At 61.6% G+C, this 19,278-nt stretch carries 21 protein-coding genes and 2 tRNA genes; 16 read left to right on the forward strand and 7 right to left on the reverse strand.

Annotated features, from left to right (window positions below; translation table 11 throughout):
* Positions 1-52 precede the first annotated feature (52 nt).
* The 8 genes from E8E78_RS22215 (at position 53) to E8E78_RS22250 (ending at position 7,520) form a co-directional block, all read left to right on the forward strand.
* Positions 53-415 carry a hypothetical protein gene (locus tag E8E78_RS22215; protein WP_049276969.1) on the forward strand — a complete coding sequence of 121 codons (363 nt, stop codon included), beginning with the start codon at positions 53-55 and terminating at the stop codon, positions 413-415.
* 77 nt (positions 416-492) lie between these two features.
* Positions 493-1,143, forward strand: coding sequence for a c-type cytochrome (locus E8E78_RS22220; RefSeq protein ID WP_059395917.1), 651 nt, complete (start codon positions 493-495; stop codon positions 1,141-1,143).
* The gene (locus tag E8E78_RS22225; RefSeq protein ID WP_280314187.1) at positions 1,140-2,054 is read left to right on the forward strand and encodes a c-type cytochrome; all 915 of its coding nucleotides are present in this window, start codon (positions 1,140-1,142) and stop codon (positions 2,052-2,054) included. Before E8E78_RS22220 ends, E8E78_RS22225 begins: the two co-directional genes overlap by 4 nt.
* 298 nt (positions 2,055-2,352) lie before the next feature.
* Positions 2,353-3,192 carry a UTP--glucose-1-phosphate uridylyltransferase GalU gene (galU, locus tag E8E78_RS22230; protein ID WP_016487927.1) on the forward strand — a complete coding sequence of 280 codons (840 nt, stop codon included), beginning with the start codon at positions 2,353-2,355 and terminating at the stop codon, positions 3,190-3,192.
* A 97-nt stretch (positions 3,193-3,289) separates the two neighbouring features.
* Complete coding sequence (gene gorA, locus E8E78_RS22235; RefSeq protein WP_049276964.1) at positions 3,290-4,645, forward strand: glutathione-disulfide reductase; 1,356 nt, start codon at positions 3,290-3,292, stop codon at positions 4,643-4,645.
* Positions 4,646-4,924: 279 nt separating this feature from the next.
* Positions 4,925-5,488 (forward strand): alkyl hydroperoxide reductase subunit C, encoded by a 564-nt coding sequence (gene ahpC, locus E8E78_RS22240; RefSeq protein ID WP_004375926.1) that lies wholly within the window; start codon positions 4,925-4,927, stop codon positions 5,486-5,488.
* Between the two features lie 125 nt (positions 5,489-5,613).
* Positions 5,614-7,176: an alkyl hydroperoxide reductase subunit F gene (gene ahpF, locus E8E78_RS22245; RefSeq protein ID WP_016498964.1), complete on the forward strand. Its 1,563-nt coding sequence runs from the start codon at positions 5,614-5,616 to the stop codon at positions 7,174-7,176.
* A 155-nt stretch (positions 7,177-7,331) separates the two neighbouring features.
* A complete protein-coding gene (locus E8E78_RS22250; RefSeq protein ID WP_049276962.1) occupies positions 7,332-7,520 on the forward strand; it encodes a hypothetical protein in 189 nt (62 codons plus the stop codon).
* A 4-nt stretch (positions 7,521-7,524) separates the two neighbouring features.
* Here the strand turns inward: E8E78_RS22250 and E8E78_RS22255 are convergent, their stop codons facing one another.
* From E8E78_RS22255 to nhaR, 3 genes are all read right to left on the reverse strand, one after another.
* Positions 7,525-8,172: a DUF480 domain-containing protein gene (locus tag E8E78_RS22255; RefSeq protein ID WP_049276961.1), complete on the reverse strand. Its 648-nt coding sequence runs from the start codon at positions 8,170-8,172 to the stop codon at positions 7,525-7,527.
* A 112-nt stretch (positions 8,173-8,284) separates the two neighbouring features.
* A complete protein-coding gene (sstT, locus tag E8E78_RS22260) occupies positions 8,285-9,496 on the reverse strand; it encodes a serine/threonine transporter SstT (RefSeq protein WP_280314184.1) in 1,212 nt (403 codons plus the stop codon).
* Between the two features lie 105 nt (positions 9,497-9,601).
* Positions 9,602-10,495, reverse strand: a complete 894-nt coding sequence (nhaR, locus tag E8E78_RS22265; protein WP_016498968.1) for a transcriptional activator NhaR — start codon at positions 10,493-10,495, stop codon at positions 9,602-9,604.
* Positions 10,496-10,626: 131 nt separating this feature from the next.
* Here nhaR and E8E78_RS22270 point away from each other — a divergent pair, with 131 nt between their 5' ends.
* The gene (locus E8E78_RS22270) at positions 10,627-10,866 is read left to right on the forward strand and encodes a hypothetical protein (protein ID WP_019473606.1); all 240 of its coding nucleotides are present in this window, start codon (positions 10,627-10,629) and stop codon (positions 10,864-10,866) included.
* 29 nt (positions 10,867-10,895) lie between these two features.
* Positions 10,896-11,648: a TerC family protein gene (locus E8E78_RS22275; protein WP_016498970.1), complete on the forward strand. Its 753-nt coding sequence runs from the start codon at positions 10,896-10,898 to the stop codon at positions 11,646-11,648.
* Positions 11,649-11,709: 61 nt separating this feature from the next.
* Here the strand turns inward: E8E78_RS22275 and E8E78_RS22280 are convergent, their stop codons facing one another.
* A complete protein-coding gene (locus E8E78_RS22280; RefSeq protein ID WP_016498971.1) occupies positions 11,710-11,886 on the reverse strand; it encodes a hypothetical protein in 177 nt (58 codons plus the stop codon).
* Between the two features lie 165 nt (positions 11,887-12,051).
* Between E8E78_RS22280 and E8E78_RS22285 the strand changes: the two genes are divergently transcribed.
* On the forward strand, positions 12,052-12,786 hold the full coding sequence (locus tag E8E78_RS22285) for a peptidase C39 family protein (protein WP_016498972.1): 735 nt from the start codon (positions 12,052-12,054) through the stop codon (positions 12,784-12,786).
* Between the two features lie 94 nt (positions 12,787-12,880).
* Here the strand turns inward: E8E78_RS22285 and E8E78_RS22290 are convergent, their stop codons facing one another.
* Positions 12,881-14,164, reverse strand: coding sequence for an FAD-binding oxidoreductase (locus E8E78_RS22290; protein WP_049276956.1), 1,284 nt, complete (start codon positions 14,162-14,164; stop codon positions 12,881-12,883).
* 203 nt (positions 14,165-14,367) lie between these two features.
* On the opposite strand from E8E78_RS22290, the gene E8E78_RS22295 reads away from it, so the two are divergent.
* From E8E78_RS22295 to E8E78_RS22310, 4 genes are all read left to right on the forward strand, one after another.
* Positions 14,368-14,444: transfer RNA gene (locus E8E78_RS22295), tRNA-Val, on the forward strand.
* Positions 14,445-14,613: 169 nt separating this feature from the next.
* Positions 14,614-14,690: transfer RNA gene (locus E8E78_RS22300), tRNA-Val, on the forward strand.
* Between the two features lie 132 nt (positions 14,691-14,822).
* Positions 14,823-15,392: an SPOR domain-containing protein gene (locus tag E8E78_RS22305; RefSeq protein WP_016498974.1), complete on the forward strand. Its 570-nt coding sequence runs from the start codon at positions 14,823-14,825 to the stop codon at positions 15,390-15,392.
* Positions 15,393-15,641: 249 nt separating this feature from the next.
* Entirely contained in the window at positions 15,642-16,067 is a 426-nt protein-coding gene (locus E8E78_RS22310; RefSeq protein WP_016498975.1) for a bifunctional (p)ppGpp synthetase/guanosine-3',5'-bis(diphosphate) 3'-pyrophosphohydrolase, read from the forward strand.
* A gap of 3 nt (positions 16,068-16,070) precedes the next feature.
* Here the strand turns inward: E8E78_RS22310 and E8E78_RS22315 are convergent, their stop codons facing one another.
* Together E8E78_RS22315 and E8E78_RS22320 are read right to left on the reverse strand one after the other, a co-directional pair.
* Complete coding sequence (locus E8E78_RS22315; RefSeq protein ID WP_049276142.1) at positions 16,071-16,763, reverse strand: endonuclease I family protein; 693 nt, start codon at positions 16,761-16,763, stop codon at positions 16,071-16,073.
* A gap of 6 nt (positions 16,764-16,769) precedes the next feature.
* Complete coding sequence (locus E8E78_RS22320) at positions 16,770-17,012, reverse strand: DUF1654 domain-containing protein (RefSeq protein WP_016498977.1); 243 nt, start codon at positions 17,010-17,012, stop codon at positions 16,770-16,772.
* A gap of 200 nt (positions 17,013-17,212) precedes the next feature.
* On the opposite strand from E8E78_RS22320, the gene E8E78_RS22325 reads away from it, so the two are divergent.
* The gene (locus E8E78_RS22325; protein ID WP_049276143.1) at positions 17,213-19,258 is read left to right on the forward strand and encodes a TonB-dependent receptor; all 2,046 of its coding nucleotides are present in this window, start codon (positions 17,213-17,215) and stop codon (positions 19,256-19,258) included.
* Positions 19,259-19,278 lie beyond the last annotated feature (20 nt).

The raw sequence follows: 19,278 nt of genomic DNA on the forward strand, positions 1-19,278 counted from the left end.
AAAACCGCCTGGCTGCGGTCGAACAGGATTCTTGAAGGCTGAGGTGCTCTAAATGAAGTGGATGGTGGCGGTGTTGTCTGTGGCGGCGCTGGGCGGTTGTGTCAGCGTTTCGGAGCTGGAGCAATCGCACGAAACGCTGGATGTGATTTCTGGCAAGACCCCGCGTGAATATGCCGACTGCATCAAGCAGAAACTGGCCGATACGCGCGATCCGCTGGTGGAAGAGCCGCGTGGCGATGGCCTGCGCCTGATCGTGCCACAGAAGCTCAGCTCCGGGGCGGGCCCGGCTGCGCTGGTGGACATCGACAAGCGTGGCAGCGGCAGCAGCATCAAACTTCATGAGCGGCTGAACAACTTCCCCCTGCGCTTGGGCGATGTGCGCACGGCGGCCACCCAATGCATCTCCGGACATTGATCTGAGGCAACGGACCTTCCTGTCTTTGCTTATATGTTTTAAGCCTAAACATATAACAAAAGAAAGGGAGATTCGTGATGACACCGTTGAGACGCGTCGTGATCGGCAGCCTGCTGATCTTGGCCTGGCCTACGGCGCATGCCGCCGATGGCGAGAAAGTCTTCACCCAGGGCGGGGCGAACCCCGCTGCCATGGCTTGCCTCGGGTGCCATGGCCCCGACGGCAAGGGCATTGCCGCCGCCGGCTTTCCGCGCTTGGCCGGGCTACCGGCTGGTTACCTCAGCAAGCAACTGCATGACTGGCGCAATGGCAGCCGCAAGCAGCCGGTGATGGAACCGCTCGCCAAGGCCTTGAGCGAAGATGAAATCAAGGCGGTGAGTGCCTACCTGGCTAGCTTTCCGGCAGACCCCGCCGGTAACCTGTGGCGCCAGCAGATTGCCGATGACCCGACCACCCGCATGGCCCTGTACGGCGACTGGAGCCGGCAAATACCGGGCTGCGTGCAATGCCATGGCCCTGGCGGCGGCGGGGTTGGCGAACACTTCCCGCCTTTGGCCGGCCAGCCTGCCAGTTACCTGGTGGCGCAGCTCAATGCCTGGCGCGACGGCAGCCGCAGCAATGACCCCAACCAGCTGATGGTCGGCGTGGCCAAGGCCATGACCGATGACGAGATCAAGGCTGTCGCCGAGTTCTTCGCCCGCTCCGCCAGCCAGGAGGTCACGCCATGAAACCCTTGATTCCAGCCTTTTTACTGGTGGCCATGAGCAGCGCCCAAGCTGCCTCGATCGCCATGGAAGACCAGTCGCAGCTGAAGGTACCCGGCGGGCAGGTCGCGCCGCAGTTTGTGCCGCCCGCTGAAAGCGAGTTGCCCGACAATGCCTTTGGCAAGATGGTGCGCGAGGGCCATGCCCTGTTCGTCGATACCCGCCGGCTGATGCCCGAGGCCGTAGGCAACGGCATGAATTGCAGTAACTGCCACCTCGACCAGGGGCGCCTGGCCCATTCCGCGCCGATGTGGGGCGCGTACCCGATGTACCCCGCGTACCGCAAGAAGAACGACAAGGTGAATACTTACGCAGAGCGCATCCAGGGGTGCTTCCAGTTCAGCATGAACGGCAAGCCACCTGCCGCCGATAGCCCGCAGATGACGGCACTGGCGACCTATGCGTACTGGCTGTCGACCAAGGCGCCCACTGGCGTGGAGATTGCCGGGCGTGGTTACCCGGAGGTGCCGCAGCCCGAGGGCGGCTATGACTTCAGGCGGGGCCAGCAGGTGTACGGCGAGCAATGCGCGATTTGCCATGGCGACAACGGCGAAGGGCAGAAGGTGGGCGGTGAGTACGTGATGCCGCCGCTGTGGGGCAAGGACTCCTACAACTGGGGCGCTGGTATGCATCGCATCAACACGGCGGCGTCGTTCATCAAGTACAACATGCCGCTGGGCAAGCCGGGCAGCCTCAGCGATCAGCAGGCCTGGGACGTTGCCGCGTGGGTCAACCGCCATGAACGGCCGCAGGACCCGCGAATGGTGGAGGGCTCCATCGAGAAGACGCGGGTGAAGTTCCATGCCAATGACGGCGTGAACCTGTATGGTCAGAAGGTAGAGGGGGTGCTGATCGGGCAGGGTACCGGTAGCTGATGAAGCGCCTGTGCCGGCCTCTTCGCGGGTGAACCCGCTCCCACAGAATGTGCGCAGAGCTCAAGCCTGATGCGGTATCTGTGGGAGCGGGCTTACCCGCCAAAGGGCCGGTACAGGCCCCCTGATTTTGCTGTCATCCGCCCGTCATGTATGACGGTAATATTTACGATCCCCCGGAACTATCTACACTGGGTTATCTCTATGATGGCATCGGTCGCTATCAGGGGCATTGTAAGGTAAGTGCCGCCTGATTAGACTGCGCCGAATTCTACAGGCCTAGCCTTTGTTAAGGACGTATATGATCAAAAAATGCTTGTTCCCGGCGGCCGGCTACGGCACTCGCTTCCTGCCCGCTACCAAAGCCATGCCCAAGGAAATGCTGCCGGTGGTCAACAAGCCACTGATCCAGTATGGCGTTGAAGAAGCATTGGACGCCGGTCTGAACGAAATCTCCATCGTGACCGGTCGCGGCAAGCGCGCCCTGGAAGACCACTTCGACATCAGCTACGAGCTGGAAAACCAGATCAAGGGCACCGACAAGGAAAAATACCTGGTGGGTATCCGTCGCCTGCTCGACGAGTGCTCGTTCTCCTACACCCGCCAGACCGAAATGAAAGGCCTGGGCCACGCGATTCTCACCGGCCGTCCGCTGATTGGCGACGAGCCGTTTGCAGTGGTACTGGCGGACGACCTGTGCGTCAACCTTGATGGTGATGGTGTGCTGGCGCAGATGGTCAAGCTGTTCAAGCAATACCGCTGCTCGATCGTCGCGATCCAGGAAGTCGACCCGCAAGAAACCAACAAGTATGGCGTCATCGCCGGCGAAGAGATCCGTGACGGTATCTTCCGTGTGGACTCGATGGTCGAGAAGCCCAAGCCTGAAGATGCGCCGTCGAACCTGGCCATCATCGGCCGCTACATCCTGACCCCGGATATCTTCGAGAAGATCGAGCAGACCGAGCCGGGCAAGGGTGGCGAGATCCAGATCACCGACGCGCTGATGAAGCAAGCGGCCGAAGGTAACGTGATTGCCTACAAGTTCAAGGGCAAGCGTTTCGACTGCGGTGGTGCCGAAGGCTACATCGAGGCGACCAACTTCTGCTTCGAGAACTTCTACAAGGCTGGCAAGGCATACTGATTGGCCCAGCTGGTACGAGAGCCACCCTTCGGGGTGGCTTTTTTGTTTGCGGCGGCCAACGGCGTTATGCTGGGCGCCTGCCTAGGAGAGTGAATACATGGCCTACGATTTTGATCTGTTCGTGATTGGTGCCGGGTCCGGCGGTGTGCGCGCAGCGCGCTTTGCCGCGGGCTTTGGCGCGAAAGTGGCGGTGGCCGAAAGCCGCTACCTGGGGGGTACCTGCGTCAACGTCGGCTGTGTGCCGAAAAAGCTGCTGGTGTACGGCGCGCATGTCGCGGACGAACTGGAACAAGCCGCAGGTTTCGGCTGGACCCTGGAAGAAGGGCACTTCGACTGGGGCACCCTGATTGCCAACAAGAACCGCGAAATCGAGCGCCTCAACGGCATCTACCGCAACCTGCTGGTCAACAGCGGCGTCACCCTGCTGCAAGGCCACGCACGCCTGACCGGCGCCAATGAAGTGGAGGTGGAGGGCCAGCGCTACACCGCCGAGCACATCCTCATCGCGACCGGTGGCTGGCCGCAGATCCCGGACATCCCGGGCAAGGAACTGGCGATCACCTCCAACGAAGCCTTCTACCTCAAGGACCTGCCTCGTCGGGTGCTGGTAGTGGGTGGAGGTTATATTGCCGTCGAGTTCGCTGGCATCTTCCAGGGCCTGGGGGCCGACACCACGCTGCTGTACCGTGGCGACCTGTTCCTGCGCGGCTTCGATGGCTCGGTGCGCACACACCTGAAGGAAGAGCTGGAAAAGCGCGGCCTCGACCTGCAGTTCAATGCCGATATCCAGCGTATCGACAAGCTTGAAGATGGCAGCCTCAAGGCCACCCTCAAGGATGGCCGCGAGCTGGTTGCAGACTGTGTGTTCTACGCCACAGGGCGGCGCCCGATGCTGGACAACCTGGGCCTGGAAAGCACCGGCGTCGAGCTGGATGCGCGTGGTTACATTCGTGTCGACGAGCAGTACCAGACGACTGCGCCTTCGATCCTGGCCATTGGCGATGTGATCGGCCGTGTGCAGCTTACCCCGGTGGCCCTGGCCGAAGGCATGGCCGTGGCGCGGCGCCTGTTCAAGCCGGAGCAGTACCGCCCAGTGGACTACCAGAACATCCCGACGGCGGTGTTCAGCCAGCCGCCTATCGGTACTGTTGGCCTGACCGAGGAGCAGGCGCTGGAGGCCGGGCACAAGGTGCAGGTGTTCGAAAGCCGCTTCCGCGCCATGAAGCTGACCCTGACCGACATTCAGGAAAAGACCCTGATGAAATTGGTGGTGGATGCCGAGACTGACAAGGTGCTGGGTTGCCACATGGTTGGCCCTGACGCTGGGGAGATCATCCAGGGCCTGGGCATTGCCTTGAAAGCCGGTGCGACCAAGCAGCAATTCGACGAAACCATCGGTGTGCACCCGACGGCGGCCGAAGAGTTCGTGACCATGCGCACAGTCACCCGCTGACGCTCCTTCGCGCAGCGGCCCCAGGATTCAGCGCGGGTGTACAGATTGCTGGGGCCGCTATGCGGCCCGTTCGCGACGCAAGGCCGCTCCCACAAAAAGCGCTCCTCGTGCAGCTACAGCGTTCGCAATCCTTTGCTCAGCCCATTCCCTTCTATTAATTAACCCGGGTTATAGCCAAAACCAATCACAAGCATGAGCTTTGCCAATGAGCCTTCAGCGGGATGATTAGTTAGGATTCTATCCATCAACTGATTCCAACCCCATGAAGGAGCGTCTCTCATGCCAATCATCAACAGCCAAGTCAAACCGTTCAACGCCACCGCCTACCACAAGGGCGAGTTCGTCCAGGTCAGCGAAGCCGACCTGAAAGGCAAGTGGTCTGTCGTGTTCTTCTACCCGGCTGACTTCACCTTCGTCTGCCCGACAGAGCTGGGCGACCTTGCCGACAACTACGCCGAGTTCCAGAAACTGGGTGTGGAAATCTACGGCGTGTCCACCGACACCCACTTCACCCACAAAGCCTGGCACGACACCTCGGACACCATCGGCAAGATCCAGTACCCACTGATCGGTGACCCGACCCACGTCATTTCGCGCAACTTCGACGTGCTGATCGAAGAAGCCGGCCTGGCCGATCGCGGTACCTTCGTGATCAACCCGGAAGGCCAGATCAAGATCGTCGAACTGAACGACGGTGGTGTAGGCCGCGATGCTGCCGAACTGCTGCGTAAAGTGAAGGCTGCCCAGTACGTTGCCGCCCACCCAGGCGAAGTGTGCCCGGCCAAGTGGAAAGAAGGCGAAGCCACTCTGGCGCCATCGCTGGACCTGGTAGGCAAGATCTAAGGTCATGCCCATAACGCGGGCGGTAAGCAGCCGCCAAAGCTGAAATACCTACCGCCCCGTCAAACGCCCGGGCGACATCGCCTGGGCGTTTTTGTATCCGAGTTTTGAAAAAAGGAATCGCCCGTATGTTGGACGCCACGCTTAAATCGCAACTGAAAACCTACCTGGAGCGGGTCACCCAGCCGATCGAGATCGTAGCCTCCCTCGACGACGGCGCGAAGTCCCGCGAATTGCACGACCTGCTGGTGGAAATTGCCGGTTTGTCGAACCTCATTACCTTCAGCGCGGACGGTACCGATGCCCGTCGCCCGTCGTTCTCGCTGAACCGCCCGGGTAGCGATATCAGCCTGCGCTTCGCCGGCATACCCATGGGCCACGAATTCACTTCGCTGGTGCTGGCGCTGCTGCAAGTCGGCGGCCACCCGTCCAAGGCCAGTGCCGAAGTGATCGAGCAGATCCAGGCGCTGGAAGGCGAGTTCACCTTCGAAACCTACTTCTCGCTGTCGTGCCAGAACTGCCCGGACGTGGTCCAGGCGCTGAACCTGATGGCAGTGCTCAACCCTAATGTGCGCCATGTGGCCATCGACGGTGCGCTGTTCCAGGACGAAGTGGAATCGCGCAAGATCATGGCGGTGCCAAGCGTCTACCTGAACGGCGAAGTGTTCGGCCAGGGCCGCATGGGCCTGGAAGAAATCCTCGGCAAGATCGACACCAGTGCCGGTGCTCGCCAGGCCGAGAAGATCAACGCCAAGGACGCTTTCGATGTACTGGTGGTCGGTGGTGGCCCGGCCGGCGCGGCAGCGGCCATCTACGCCGCACGTAAAGGCATCCGCACCGGTGTTGCTGCCGAGCGCTTCGGCGGCCAGGTGCTCGATACCCTGGCCATCGAAAACTTCATCTCGGTGCAGGAAACCGAAGGGCCGAAACTGGCCACGGCACTGGAAGAACACGTCAAGCAATACGACGTGGACATCATGAACCTGCAGCGCGGCGAAGCGCTGATTCCGGCCACCGATGGCGGCCTGCATGAAGTACGCCTGGCCGGCGGTGCCTCGCTCAAGGCCAAGACCGTGATCCTGGCCACCGGTGCCCGATGGCGCGAAATGAACGTGCCGGGCGAGCAGGAATACCGCGGCCGTGGCGTGGCTTACTGCCCGCACTGCGACGGCCCGCTGTTCAAAGGCAAGCGCGTGGCGGTGATCGGCGGCGGCAACTCGGGCGTGGAAGCGGCTATCGACCTGGCCGGCATCGTCGCCCAGGTGACGCTGATCGAATTCGACAGCCAGCTGCGTGCCGATGCAGTGTTGCAACGCAAGCTGCACAGCCTGCCGAACGTGAAAGTGATCACCAGCGCGCTGACCACCGAAGTGCTGGGCAATGGTGAGAAAGTGACCGGCCTGCGCTACAAGGATCGCACTACGGATGAAACGCACGACGTGGCGCTGGAAGGCATCTTCGTGCAGATCGGCCTGCTGCCGAACACTGATTGGCTGAAGGGCACCGTCGAGCTGTCGCCGCGTGGCGAGATCATCGTCGATGCCAAGGGCCAGACCAGCATCCCGGGCGTGTTTGCCGCCGGTGACGTGACTACCGTGCCATACAAGCAGATCGTGATTGCTGTGGGTGAAGGGGCCAAGGCTTCGCTGGCAGCCTTCGATCACCTGATCCGTACTTCGGCTCCGGCATAAGCCTGCACTGGCCCTATCGCCGGCAAGCCAGCTACCACAGGTGATCACAGAATTCGAAACTGTGGTGTACCTGTGGGAGCTGGCTTGCCGGCGATAGGGCCTTCGAAGGCTGAGGGTGTCTATGATTAGTGCAGATCCCCTCAGGAATCACACCCATGACCCTGATCAGCCGCGAACCCTGGTGGTTAGTCCCCCCAAAGCCCGGTCAGCGAGAGCAGGACCTGCACTGGGGCTACCTGGAAATCTACGCCGACGGCCGCACCGTGTTCGTCGACCAGCGCCCCAGTGACCGGGAGCTGGCCGAACGCAAGAGCTGCCGAAACTTCCCCGACCGCGAGCCGTAAAGGCTCAGCCCTCCAGCTCGGCCAGGCGCGCCTCCAGCGCCGCGATGCGGGCTTCAAGGGCTTCGATGCGGTCTTCCGAGACACTGCCGCCACTGCTGCGCGCGCCACCTTCCTGCTGGCGTGCAGCGAGGATTACTTCGATTTCAGCCGGGTCGCCCAGGGCGTGGGTGTAGCGGTCTTCGCGCTGGCCGGCCTGGCGTGGCAGGTGCAATGCCAGACCGCGCGAAATCAGGCGCTCCAGTTGGTGCTGGATCTGCTCGGTGTCGTCGAAGTCGTGCAGGCGGTTGCTGCGGGTAAGCAGTTCGTTGAGGGTTTGCGGGCCACGCAGGAACATCAGGCCCATCAGTATCAGCTGCGCTGGCACCAGCTCCAGTGCCTTGTCCACCCTTTGTTCCCAGCGGTCGGCACGGCTGCCCATCTGCAGGCGGGTCATGTCCTGCCCTTCAAGGGCGCGCAAGGCCTGGCCGACCTGGCCTTGGGTCAGGTTCATCACCGGCTCGCGGCTGGTCTTCTGGTTGCAGGCCAGGAGCAGGGCATTGAGGGTGAGCGGGTAGCTTTCCGGGCTGGTGGCCTGCTTTTCGATCAGCGAACCGAGAATGCGGATCTCAACGCTGTTGAAGCGGCCTTCACCTGCGGTTTCGTATTCTGACATGGCCCTGTCTCATTACTGGGGAAAGGCCACTAGCCTAGGTAATGCGCCTGGCTTAAGCAATCACTGGCATCATTGCTTGCCTGCAAGGGGCCGCACAGCGGCCCCTTGGCCTTCAAGCGTTACGCCGCTCTTCGGCTTGGCAAGCCGCCGCTGTGAACAGCACATCGGTCGACGAATTCAGCGCCGTCTCGGCCGAGTCCTGCAACACACCAATAATGAAGCCCACCGCCACCACCTGCATGGCAATTTCGCTGGGGACGCCGAACAGGCTGCACGCCAGTGGAATCAGCAGCAGCGAGCCCCCGGCCACGCCCGAAGCACCGCAGGCGCACACCGCCGCCACCACGCTGAGCAGCACGGCCGTCGGCAGGTCAACCGGGATACCCAGGGTATGCACCGCAGCCAGGGTCAGCACGGTGATGGTGATGGCCGCGCCGGCCATGTTGATGGTTGCGCCCAGCGGGATCGACACCGAATAGGTGTCTTCATGCAGGCCAAGGCGCTCCGACAGTGCCAGGTTGACCGGGATGTTGGCCGCCGAGCTGCGGGTGAAGAACGCGGTAATGCCGCTTTCGCGCAGGCACAGCAAGGTCAGTGGGTAGGGGTTGCGGCGGATTTTCCAGAACACGATCAGCGGGTTCATCACCAGCGCCACGAACAGCATGCAGCCGATCAGCACAGCCAGCAGGTGCAGGTAGCCGAGCAGCGCGTCGAGGCCAGACTGGGCAAGCGTGGAGCTGACCAGGCCAAAAATGCCCAGCGGGGCGAAGCGGATGACCACGCGCACGATCAGGGTCACGCCATTGGACAAGTCTTCGACCACGGTACGGGTGGTTTCGCCCGCATTGCGCAGGGCCACGCCCAAGCCGATGGCCCAGGTCAGCACGCCGATGAAGTTGGCGTTGAGCAGGGCGTTGACCGGGTTGTCGACCGCGCTCAGCAGCAGGTTCTGCATCACCTCGGCGATGCCGCCCGGCGCGCTCAACGTTGCCTCGCCAGTGCTCAGCACCAGATTGGACGGGAACAGCATGCTGGCAACTACAGCCACCACCGCTGCGGCGAAGGTGCCCAGCAGGTACAGCCAGAGGATCGGGCGGATGTGGGTTTCCTGGCCGTGGCGGTGGTTGGCGATAGACGCCATGACCAGGACGAACACCAGTACGGGCGCCACGGCTTTCAGGGCGCTGACGAACACCTTGCCGAGAAAGGCCATGTCGCGGGCGATGGCGGGCGCGAGCAGGGCAAGGGCGATGCCGGCGAGCAGGCCGATGACGATCTGCGTCACCAGGCTGGTGCGGTTGAGGAGGCGGAGAAGGGGGGTCATGTGCAGCGGTATCTCGGAATCTGGAAAGGGCGCGACTTTACCATAGAGTACTTGTGGGGCTGTTGCGGCCTGTTCGCGGGTAAACCTGCGAACAGGCCGCCGCAATCACCAATGAAACAACTCCCGACGCGCCCCCTCGGTAATCGCCACGATCCCCGGGTGCTTGACCTTGCGTTCCACCGAAATGGCATAGAACGACTCGTGCACGGCCTCGGTCTGGCCGATCAGCGTCACGCCATACTGGCGGCATACTTCTTCGGCGATCACGCTGGGGGCAACGAAAATGCCGCTGCCCGACTGGCCGAACGCCTGCATCAGGGCACTGTCATCGAATTCGCCCACGATACGTGGCTGCACCTGTTGCTCACTCAGCCAACGTAACAGGCGGCTGCGCACCACGGTTTCCTGGCCGGGAACCAGCAACGGGGCGTCCTGCAGGCAGGCCGGGAAGGGGCCCTCCAGGCGCTGTGCCAGCGCCGGCGTGGCGAAGAAGCTCAGCCCGCACTCACCCAGCTTCTGGCTATAGCCCTTGATGTCCAGGTTGCCGGGCATCGGGCTGTCGGAAATCACCAAGTCCAGGCGCTGGATGGCCAGGTCGGCCAGCAACCGCTCAAGTTTGTCTTCGCGGCAGTTGATGCGAAGCACTTCATCCAGCTCCATGGTAGGTGCCAGCAGGCGGTAGACGATGGATTTGGGCACCACGTCGGCCACCCCCACGCGGAACAGGATCTGCTCCTGCGGGCCTGCGCGCAGCATGGCTTCGAGCTCGCCGCCAATCTGGAACATCTGCTCTGCATATACCAGCGCCTGGCGGCCGGTCTCGGTCAGCTCCAGCTGCCGGCCGGCGCGTTGAAACAATTCAAGGCCGTAGGTTTGCTCGAACAGGCTGATCTGCCCGCTGATGGTCTGTGGTGTAAGGTTCAGTTGTTCGCTGGCGCGGGTAATGCTGCCCGTCTTGGCCACGGCCCAGAAGTAATGCAGCTGGCGATAGTTGAGCACCGTCGTTCGTCCCGATTCGTAAAAACCGAAGTATACGCCATGAAAATACGAATTTTCCTGAACTATCAGCGTCTTTAGAATGCACCGCATCAGGCGCCATGCGCCGACGGGACATTTCAAGCGAGGACACCATGCTGCAACTCAAATCCATCGGTACCCCATTGGTGCTGGCGTTGGCCCTGTTCACCCTGGCAGGCTGCGACCAGGCTGAGAAATCCGCCCAGCAGATGCTCGACCAGGCCGCACAGTCGGCCAAGCAGGCGATTGACGACACCAACAAGGCCGCTCAGCAGGCGTTGAACGAGGCCATCGGCGGCGAAGGGCAAAAGCCTGAAGATGCCGACAAGAAAAAAGACACCCAGGAAATCTGACCCTAAACCGCCGCTGCAGGATTTGAACAATGGAATACTTGCTGGAACTCGCCGCTAGCCCCACCGCCTGGGTTGCCCTGGCTACGCTGGTCGCCATGGAAGTTGTACTGGGCATCGACAACCTGATCTTCATCTCCATCCTGACCAACAAACTGCCCGTGGAGTACCGTTCCAAGGCACGACGTATCGGTATCAGCATGGCGTTGGTCATGCGCCTGGCCTTGCTCAGCACGGTGGCCTGGATCGTACAGCTGACCGACCCGGTGTTCGAAGTGTTCGGTAACGCCTTCTCCTGGAAGGATGTGATCCTGATCGCCGGTGGCCTGTTCCTTCTGTGGAAGGCGACCAAGGAAATCCACGAAAGCGTTGACCCGCACGGTGCGAAGGAAGAAGCCAAAGTCGGTTCGACCATTACCCTGGGCTTCGCTGCGGCAATCTTCCAGATCCTGCTGCTGGACATCGTCTTCTCGGTCGACAGCATCATCACCGCTGTGGGCATGACCGAGCACTTGCCGATCATGATCATTGCCGTGATCACGGCAGTCATCGTCATGATGGTGGCCGCCGACCCGCTGGCCAACTTCATCAATGACAACCCGACGGTGGTCATGCTGGCCTTGGGCTTCCTGATCATGATCGGCATGACGCTGATCGCCGAAGGTTTTGGCGCTCATGTACCGAAGGGGTATGTGTATGCGGCCATGGCGTTCTCGACCGTGATCGAGATGCTCAACATTTTTGCTCGCCGGGCGCGATTGAAGCGTGAGGCGGCTGAAGGTTGATGTAAAGAAGGTTGATGCAAAAGGCGGGGCGCATTGCGCCCCGTTCGCGTTTTATGAAGTTTTAATGCACCCCGGCTGGCCGCCGTGCCCGGCGCACAGGTTGCGGCTTGGCAGGGGCCTGCGGTGGCAGGTGGTGGTGGGAATGGCGCCGCACGATGCGCAGTACGCCCCACAGCATGGCGGCTGCAACGCTTAGCCACATGCCTACCAGCATGAAAATTGCCATGGTCAGGCTCATCTGTGCCTCCATCTCTACGGCAAGCGCTCGATTGGCCAGCGCTGCCTTCCAGACACTGCTTTAGTCTAGCCCTTCGCCTGTGACGTTCCATCGAACAAAGGTCTATCTCTGAGTCCGATTCGCTCCAAGCCGCTGTCGGACTATACCCGCGCCGCTGTCGGACCTATGATCGGTGGCCAGAGCCGGGCGCTGCCTGCCTGGCGTTGGAACAAGCGAGTGTCCATGCAGCAACATTCCATCAAAGCTGCCCCACGGCGGCTGTTGGTCGCCTGTCTGATGGCGGCCACCTTGGCCGGCTGTGCCAGCGCACCGCCTGCCAACCTCAAAGGCCTGCCGCAGCGGGTCGAGATCAGCAGCGTGCCGTTCTACCGTGGCAACGCCAACCACAGCGGTGCCATGGCGCTGGCAGCGGTGCTGTCGCAACAGGGCGCACCCATCACCCCGGGCCTGCTGGACAAACCGTTGAACCTGCCACAGGGCGCCGAAGCGCTGGACACTGGCATCCCTCGCGTGGCGCGGGACTATGGCATGGTGGTGTACCCGTTGGACAAACAACTGGACGCACTGCTGGCCCAGGTGGCGGCGGGCAACCCGGTGTTGCTGCGTTACGAGGAGGGTTCCGCCTGGTGGGGTGAGCCACGTTATGCGGTGCTGATCGGCTATGACCGCTACAAGCAGCGTGTACTGCTGCGCTCGGGCATGCACCGGCGGCAGGTGATGGCGTTCGATGACTTTGCATCGGCGTGGGCTAAGCAGGGGAGTTGGGCGGTGCTGGTGCAGCCACCGCGGCAGTTGCCGGCCCAGGTGGACCGCCAGCGCTGGTTACAGGCTGCGGATGATCTGGCGCGGGCGGGGCAGGAAATTGCGGCGAAGCAGGCTATCAGCAGCCTGAACAAATAGCGGTGCCAGCTCCCACAGGTAGCGCACTGGGTTCGACGCCTGTGCGGTATCTGTGGGAGCTGGCTTGCCGGCGATAGCGCCAGGCCTGCTTACATCAGAAGCCCAGGCGATCGCGCAGGCTGTAGTACCAGGCGCCAATGGCGCTGAACGGCACACGCAGCATCTGGCCACCCGGGAACGGGTAGTGCGGCAGGCCGGCGAAGGCGTCGAAACGCTCAGCCTGGCCGCGCAGGGCCTCGGCCAGCACTTTGCCCGCCAGGTGGGTGTAGGTCACGCCGTGGCCCGAGCATCCCTGCGAGTAGTAGATGTTGTCGCCGATACGGCCAACCTGTGGCAGGCGCGACAGGGTCAGCAGGAAGTTGCCGGTCCAGGCGTAGTCGATCTTCACGTTCTTCAGCTGCGGGAAGGCCTTGATCATCTTCGGACGAATGATCGCCTCGATGTTGGCCGGGTCACGCGCGCCGTACACCACGCCACCGCCGAAGATCAGGCGCTTGTCGCTGGTCAGGCGGTAGTAGTCGAGCAGGTAGTTGCAGTCCTCGACGCAGTAGTCCTGCGGCAGCAGGGTGCGCGCCAGCTCTTCGCCCAGCGGTTCGGTGGTGATCACCTGGGTGCCGCATGGCATGGACTTGGCGGCCAGTTCCGGCACCAGGTTGCCCAGGTAGGCGTTGCCGGCGACGATGATGAACTTGGCGCGCACCTTGCCTTGTGGGGTGTGCACGACCGGGTTGGCACCGCGCTCGATGCGGATTGCCGGGGTTTGTTCATAGATGATGCCGCCCAGCGACTCGACCGCAGCAGCTTCACCCAGGGCCAGGTTCAGTGGGTGGATGTGGCCGCCGCTCATGTCCAGCATGCCGCCGATATAGCTGTCGCACGCGACCACTTCACGGATGCGCTTCTGGTCCATCAGCTCGAGCTGGTTGTGCCCAAAGCGTTCCCACAGGCGCTTTTGCGACTCCAGGTGACCCATCTGCTTGCTGGTGAGGGCGGCGAACACGCCACCGTCTTTCAGGTCGCACTGGATGTTGTACTTGGCCACGCGCTCACGAATGATGCGCCCGCCTTCGAAGGCCATGTGGCCCAGCAGTTGCGCTTCCTTGGGGCCGACGGTGCGTTCGATGACGTCGATGTCGCGGCTGTAGCTGTTGACGATCTGGCCGCCGTTGCGGCCCGATGCGCCGAAGCCGACCTTGGCCGCTTCGACGATGCTCACCTTGAAGCCGTTCTCCAGCAGGAACAGGGCGCTGGAAAGGCCGGTGTAGCCGGCGCCGATGATGCACACATCGGTTTCCACCTCACCCTGCAGCGCCGGACGTGGCGGCACCGGGTTGGCCGAGGCGGCGTAGTAGGACTGGGGGTAGGGGGTGTTAGCCATGCTGCAGGAACCTCGTGTTTTATATTTTTAACGAATGTACCGATGCTATCAATAATAATAAACACCCGCTAGTCGTCTGGTGAAAATCCTTTACGGCGGACCTGCCGGCGCCTCTCTATATAAAGAGTTTAAGATTCAGTAGGTTAGCTCGAAAAAAAGTGTTGACATGGTTTTTCTAATGCGTAGAATGCGCACCACACGACAGGCACATAGCTCAGTTGGTTAGAGCACCACCTTGACATGGTGGGGGTCGTTGGTTCGAGTCCAATTGTGCCTACCAAATCGAAGAAGGGGTGATCCGAAAGGGTCATCCCTTTTTTCATTGTCCATTTCGCGGGCGTCGAAACCGCGGCATGGGCAGGCAGCGCTCATAGTCGAAAGTTTTTGATTTTTCTCAAAAAAAAGCTTTACAGGTACGCATTGCATCACTAATATGCGCACCACACGACAGGCACATAGCTCAGTTGGTTAGAGCACCACCTTGACATGGTGGGGGTCGTTGGTTCGAGTCCAATTGTGCCTACCAAATCGAGAAAGGGCGATCAGAAATGATCGCCCTTTTTTCATGTGCGCGTGAATTAGCGTGTAACGTTTGGTCGCGGTTCGGGGCATACCCTGGCGTGCTAGAATCCGCGCCTTCGAAACTGGAGGTACACGCGTGCGCAAACTGGCTGTGGTAATGGCAGTGCTCGCCCTGGCGGGCTGTGAGAACGAGGTCGAAGGCGTGCACAAGCAGGTGGCCGAACACCTGCACAACCCCAAGACCGCCAAGTTCGGCAACGTGCGGATCGACACCCAGGGCACCATCTGCGGCCAGGTCCGCGGCAAGGACGATGCCGGGCAGTACGAAGCCTACCGCAGCTACGTGGCCATCAAGCGCGACGGCCAGTACGACATCATCGTCGACGACAACGGCAACAACCTGCGCATCCGCGAAGTGTGCGGTGGTGCCGACCTGCAGCGCCGTGCCGATGCACTGGCTGGGCAGCCGGCACCAGAAGGCTGGGATGTTGAAGTGATCCAGGGCGCCAACATGGGCGCGCTGAGCGACATGACCGCGCGGCTGATCGAAAAGGGCATCCCGTCTTCGGTGGAATACCGCAACGGCAAGCCGGTGGTGCTGCTGGGGCCGTTCCCTACCCGTGAAGAAGCGCAAGCGCGCAAGGACGAAGTGATGGCCAAGCTCGGCACCGATTCGGTGGTGATCCAGCACGGCGCAGCCCGCTAAGTAAATACAAGTGCGCCGCATGTTCGGGTGCACGCTGTACTTGTGGGAGCGGCCTTGCGTCGCGATGGGTAGCGAAGCAGCCCCGGCAAGATTAGCCGTGACCCCAATATCATGGCGCTGCTTTGCAGCCCATCGCGACACAAGGCCGCTCCTGCAGGGATGGCGCAAGCTTTGTCAGGCGTGTGTTAGACATTGTTCACACAAGTTTGGCTATGCTTGGGTGGAAGATGCCGAACGGGGAGGGGCCTAATGTCTACACTGGAGCGGGCCATTGCCGTCGCCGCCAGAGCGCATGAAGGGCAATACGACAAGGGTGGGGTGGCGTATATTCTCCACCCGCTACGCGTAATGATGCGGGTGTCCACACCCGAGCAACGGATTGTCGCAGTGCTTCACGATGTGATCGAGGACACCCCGCTGACGTTGTCCGACCTGGCGCGCGAGGGGTTTGCGCTGAAAATCCTTGCAGCCTTGCTGGCGCTCAGCCGCCGTGAGGGCGAGCCCTACCAGGACTTCGTGGCACGCCTGGGCGATGATCCGCTGGCGCGCACCGTCAAGCTGGCCGACCTGGCCGACAACAGTGACCTTTCCCGCATTCCCTGCCCTGGCCCCGCCGACTTGGCGCGGCTGGCCCGTTACCGGGAAGCCAGCGCCTATTTGCAAGCACTGGCCTAATGCTCAACCGCACGCCTTGAGGTTGACCGGGCCCACAAACTCGTTACCTCGTCCCATCACACAGGCTACCTGCTGGTTGCGTTGCCGCTCCCATGCCTGCGGCGGGTAGGTCTTGTTCCAGGCCTCGTACAACTGGCGGTCCTGCCTGGACAGGCGCAGGTTGTACTGCCTGCTCATATAGAAGTAGGTGCGGGCGATCATGCCGCGGATCGACGGGCGTGGCATCACCTTCTTGGCCTTGAAGTCGACCTGGGTCAGGCAACTGCCATACTGGCCGCGCTGTTCTGGCAGCCAGCCGAAACTGAAGTTGCTACGGTCGCCGTTGACCTCGCCGATGCTCGGCACCAGGTTATGCAGGTCGGCTTCGGCGCGTTTGTACACCTCGTCATGCTGCGAGCACTGCTTGCGCCCGCCGCTTTGCCAACATTGGCGCTGATGGCCGATCTGCCAGGCCGGTACGATGTGTTCCCACTCGATGCGCGATGCGCGCTGGGCATTCTTGCGCGGGGCATAGCCGCAGGACGCCAGGTCGACCTTGTTACCCTTGTATTTGCAGCCGCAATAGAATTCGGTCGATTGCGGCGCATAGAGCTTCCAGGCGACCTTCTTGGCCTCCTGGAAGGTGCGCGGGGCGTCGGCTTGTACAAGTGGAGTGGTCAGTAACAGGCAGGCTGCCGCGAAAAGCGAAACTCTCATGCGCGGTCAGTCTTCCTTCGGTACGGTCCAGAAAACCTGCACGCCGCCGTCGTCACGGTGGGCGAGGGTGACGTTGTCGTTCTCGGCGATTTCCTCGAGCAAGGTTTCCCAGTCATCCGGGCTTTCCTGTTCCAGGCGAAAGATCAGCGCCGCACGGCTGCGCTGGGCGGTGGGGCTGTTGATGATCTTCTGGATGCGTACACCCAACTGTTCATAGCTGCTCGGGGTAGCGGAGGCGGTGCTGGACACAGGAAATTCCTTGTTTTGCTGTATGCGTATACAGTATTTCAGCGTAAGTAAATTCGCAACTGCTTGCCAGGAAAAATCCTGCGTTCGCGCTGCCGCTGCTGGTCTGGTGTAATACCGGCAATTTCTGGAAGCTGCGCATGTATCGATTTCTTTCTCGTTTTCCTTCATCTCCAAGCCTGGTCCTGCTGTTTGCAGGTGGCATGAGCGCCAATGGCGGTGCTAAGGCCAATTCACCCGATATAGTCATCATGGACCCGCTGGTGGTGACCGGCGTCTATGCGCCCACCAGCACATTCGACCTGCCGTTTTCGGTGGATACCGTTGACCTGTCCCACGGCACGGATGGCCAGCTTGGCGTCAACCTGTCGGAAGTGCTCAGCAAAGTACCTGGGCTGGTGGTGCAGAACCGGCAGAACTACGCGCAAGACCTGCAGATTTCCTCGCGGGGCTACGGTGCACGCTCGGCCTTTGGCGTGCGCGGCATAAAGCTGCTGAGTGACGGCATACCGGCCAGTACGCCCGACGGGCAAGGCCAGGCTGCCACGCTGAACCTGGACGTGGCCGACCGTATCGAGGTGCTGCGCGGCCCGGCAGCGACGCTGTACGGCAGCAACGCCGGTGGCGTGATCCAGATGTTTACCCGCGACGGGCAGGGGCCCGCACGTGTGGGTGCCGAAACGACGTTCGGCAGCGACGGCTTCAACAAGAACCACCTGTCGGCAGAGGGCGGCAACGACACCGCAGGTTTCGTGCTGGATGCCTCGCGCCTGGATACCGATGGCTATCGCGACCACAGTGCCGCGCGCCGTGACCAGACCTTCGCCAAGGTCAATTTCAAGCCCGATGAAGACTCGCGCATGGCGCTGATCTACAGCAGCCTGGAGCAGAACAACACGCAGGACCCGCTGGGGCAGACCTGGGATGCCTACAAGCATGATCCACGCTCCACAGCGGCAGTGGCCGAAACCTACAACACCCGCAAGAGCATCGACCACCAGCAGCTAGGCATGAACTACGAGCGCTACTTTGGCGATGCCACGCTGCAGTTCAACCTGTATGCAGGGCGGCGCAGCGTGGTGCAGTATTTGTCCATCCCCAGAACGGTGGCCTCTAACAGCCAGCGTGGCGGCGGGGTTGTGGACTTTGATCGTGAATTCCACGGCGGCACCCTGCGCTGGATACAGCCGGTCGCGGATGTGCCCGGCAATCTTACCTTCACCATCGGCGCTGATTACGACCAGAGCAAGGACGACCGCCGCGGCTACCGGAATTTCAGCGGTGACCAGTTGGGCGTGAAAGGTGAGTTGCGCCGTGACGAGAAAGACACCGCTACCAGCCTGGACCCGTACCTCCAGGCCCATTGGGAAATCGGCAACTGGACCAGCGAGCTGGGGCTGCGCTACAGCACCATGGAAATGCGTGTCGACGACCATTACCTGGCCAACGGTGACTCCAGCGGCTCGAAGAAGTACCAGCAGGCCACGCCGTCACTGTCGGTGATGTACGCGTTCACGCCGGACCTGCGCGGTTACGTGAGCGTCGGCAAAGGTTTCGAAACCCCCACCCAGGCCGAGATGGCCTATGCGCCGGGCTTGGCCGAAAGCTTCAACTTCGGCCTCAAGCCTGCCACCAGCATGCAGTATGAAATGGGTGTGAAGTACCGGCTTGGCGAGCGCACGCGCCTGAATGCGGCGGTGTATGAGATTCATACCGATGACGAAATCGTCGTTGCCAGCGCTACGGATGGTCGAACCAGCTATCGCAATGCAGGGCGTACTGTACGACGCGGCTTTGAGGCGAGCCTGCAAAGTGACTTGAGCGAGCAGTGGCAGACCACCCTGGTGTATACCCGCACCGATGCCCGCTATGCCGATGACATCAGCCAGACCATCGAAAGTGGCAACCGCCTGCCCGGTGTGCCGCTGAACAACCTGTTTGGCGAGCTGGTCTGGAAGCCGGTGTCGTCCATCAGCATGGGGGTTGAAGGGCAGTACCGCAGCAAGGTGTATGTGGACGACAGCAACACCGCCAAGGCCGCACCTGCGTATGCGGTATTCAACTGGCGGACCCGGTTCGAGCAACATGTGGGGCCCTGGACGTTCCACCAGCTGCTGCGGCTGGACAACCTGTTTGACCGGCAGTATGTGGGGTCGGTGATTGTCGGTGACGGCAACGGGCGTTATTACGAGGCAGCGCCTGGGCGGTCGTGGTATGCGGGGGCGGGGTTGGAGTACCAGTTCAGGTAGCCGGGCTTGCCCACTCCCAT

The sequence above is a fragment of the Pseudomonas sp. BN505 genome (genome assembly GCF_029873175.1).
Taxonomy (GTDB): domain Bacteria; phylum Pseudomonadota; class Gammaproteobacteria; order Pseudomonadales; family Pseudomonadaceae; genus Aquipseudomonas; species Aquipseudomonas putida.

What these genes read in the sequence shown, in the direction of transcription:
- E8E78_RS22215 (WP_049276969.1), top strand. Translation starts at nt 53, where the DNA reads ATGAAGTGGATGGTGGCGGTGTTGTCTGTGGCGGCGCTGGGCGGTTGT.
- E8E78_RS22220 (WP_059395917.1), top strand. Translation starts at nt 493, where the DNA reads ATGACACCGTTGAGACGCGTCGTGATCGGCAGCCTGCTGATCTTGGCC.
- E8E78_RS22225 (WP_280314187.1), top strand. Translation starts at nt 1,140, where the DNA reads ATGAAACCCTTGATTCCAGCCTTTTTACTGGTGGCCATGAGCAGCGCC.
- galU (WP_016487927.1), top strand. Translation starts at nt 2,353, where the DNA reads ATGATCAAAAAATGCTTGTTCCCGGCGGCCGGCTACGGCACTCGCTTC.
- gorA (WP_049276964.1), top strand. Translation starts at nt 3,290, where the DNA reads ATGGCCTACGATTTTGATCTGTTCGTGATTGGTGCCGGGTCCGGCGGT.
- ahpC (WP_004375926.1), top strand. Translation starts at nt 4,925, where the DNA reads ATGCCAATCATCAACAGCCAAGTCAAACCGTTCAACGCCACCGCCTAC.
- ahpF (WP_016498964.1), top strand. Translation starts at nt 5,614, where the DNA reads ATGTTGGACGCCACGCTTAAATCGCAACTGAAAACCTACCTGGAGCGG.
- E8E78_RS22250 (WP_049276962.1), top strand. Translation starts at nt 7,332, where the DNA reads ATGACCCTGATCAGCCGCGAACCCTGGTGGTTAGTCCCCCCAAAGCCC.
- E8E78_RS22255 (WP_049276961.1), bottom strand. Translation starts at nt 8,172, where the DNA reads ATGTCAGAATACGAAACCGCAGGTGAAGGCCGCTTCAACAGCGTTGAG.
- sstT (WP_280314184.1), bottom strand. Translation starts at nt 9,496, where the DNA reads ATGACCCCCCTTCTCCGCCTCCTCAACCGCACCAGCCTGGTGACGCAG.
- E8E78_RS22270 (WP_019473606.1), top strand. Translation starts at nt 10,627, where the DNA reads ATGCTGCAACTCAAATCCATCGGTACCCCATTGGTGCTGGCGTTGGCC.
- E8E78_RS22275 (WP_016498970.1), top strand. Translation starts at nt 10,896, where the DNA reads ATGGAATACTTGCTGGAACTCGCCGCTAGCCCCACCGCCTGGGTTGCC.
- E8E78_RS22280 (WP_016498971.1), bottom strand. Translation starts at nt 11,886, where the DNA reads ATGAGCCTGACCATGGCAATTTTCATGCTGGTAGGCATGTGGCTAAGC.
- E8E78_RS22285 (WP_016498972.1), top strand. Translation starts at nt 12,052, where the DNA reads ATGATCGGTGGCCAGAGCCGGGCGCTGCCTGCCTGGCGTTGGAACAAG.
- E8E78_RS22290 (WP_049276956.1), bottom strand. Translation starts at nt 14,164, where the DNA reads ATGGCTAACACCCCCTACCCCCAGTCCTACTACGCCGCCTCGGCCAAC.
- E8E78_RS22310 (WP_016498975.1), top strand. Translation starts at nt 15,642, where the DNA reads ATGTCTACACTGGAGCGGGCCATTGCCGTCGCCGCCAGAGCGCATGAA.
- E8E78_RS22315 (WP_049276142.1), bottom strand. Translation starts at nt 16,763, where the DNA reads ATGAGAGTTTCGCTTTTCGCGGCAGCCTGCCTGTTACTGACCACTCCA.
- E8E78_RS22325 (WP_049276143.1), top strand. Translation starts at nt 17,213, where the DNA reads ATGAGCGCCAATGGCGGTGCTAAGGCCAATTCACCCGATATAGTCATC.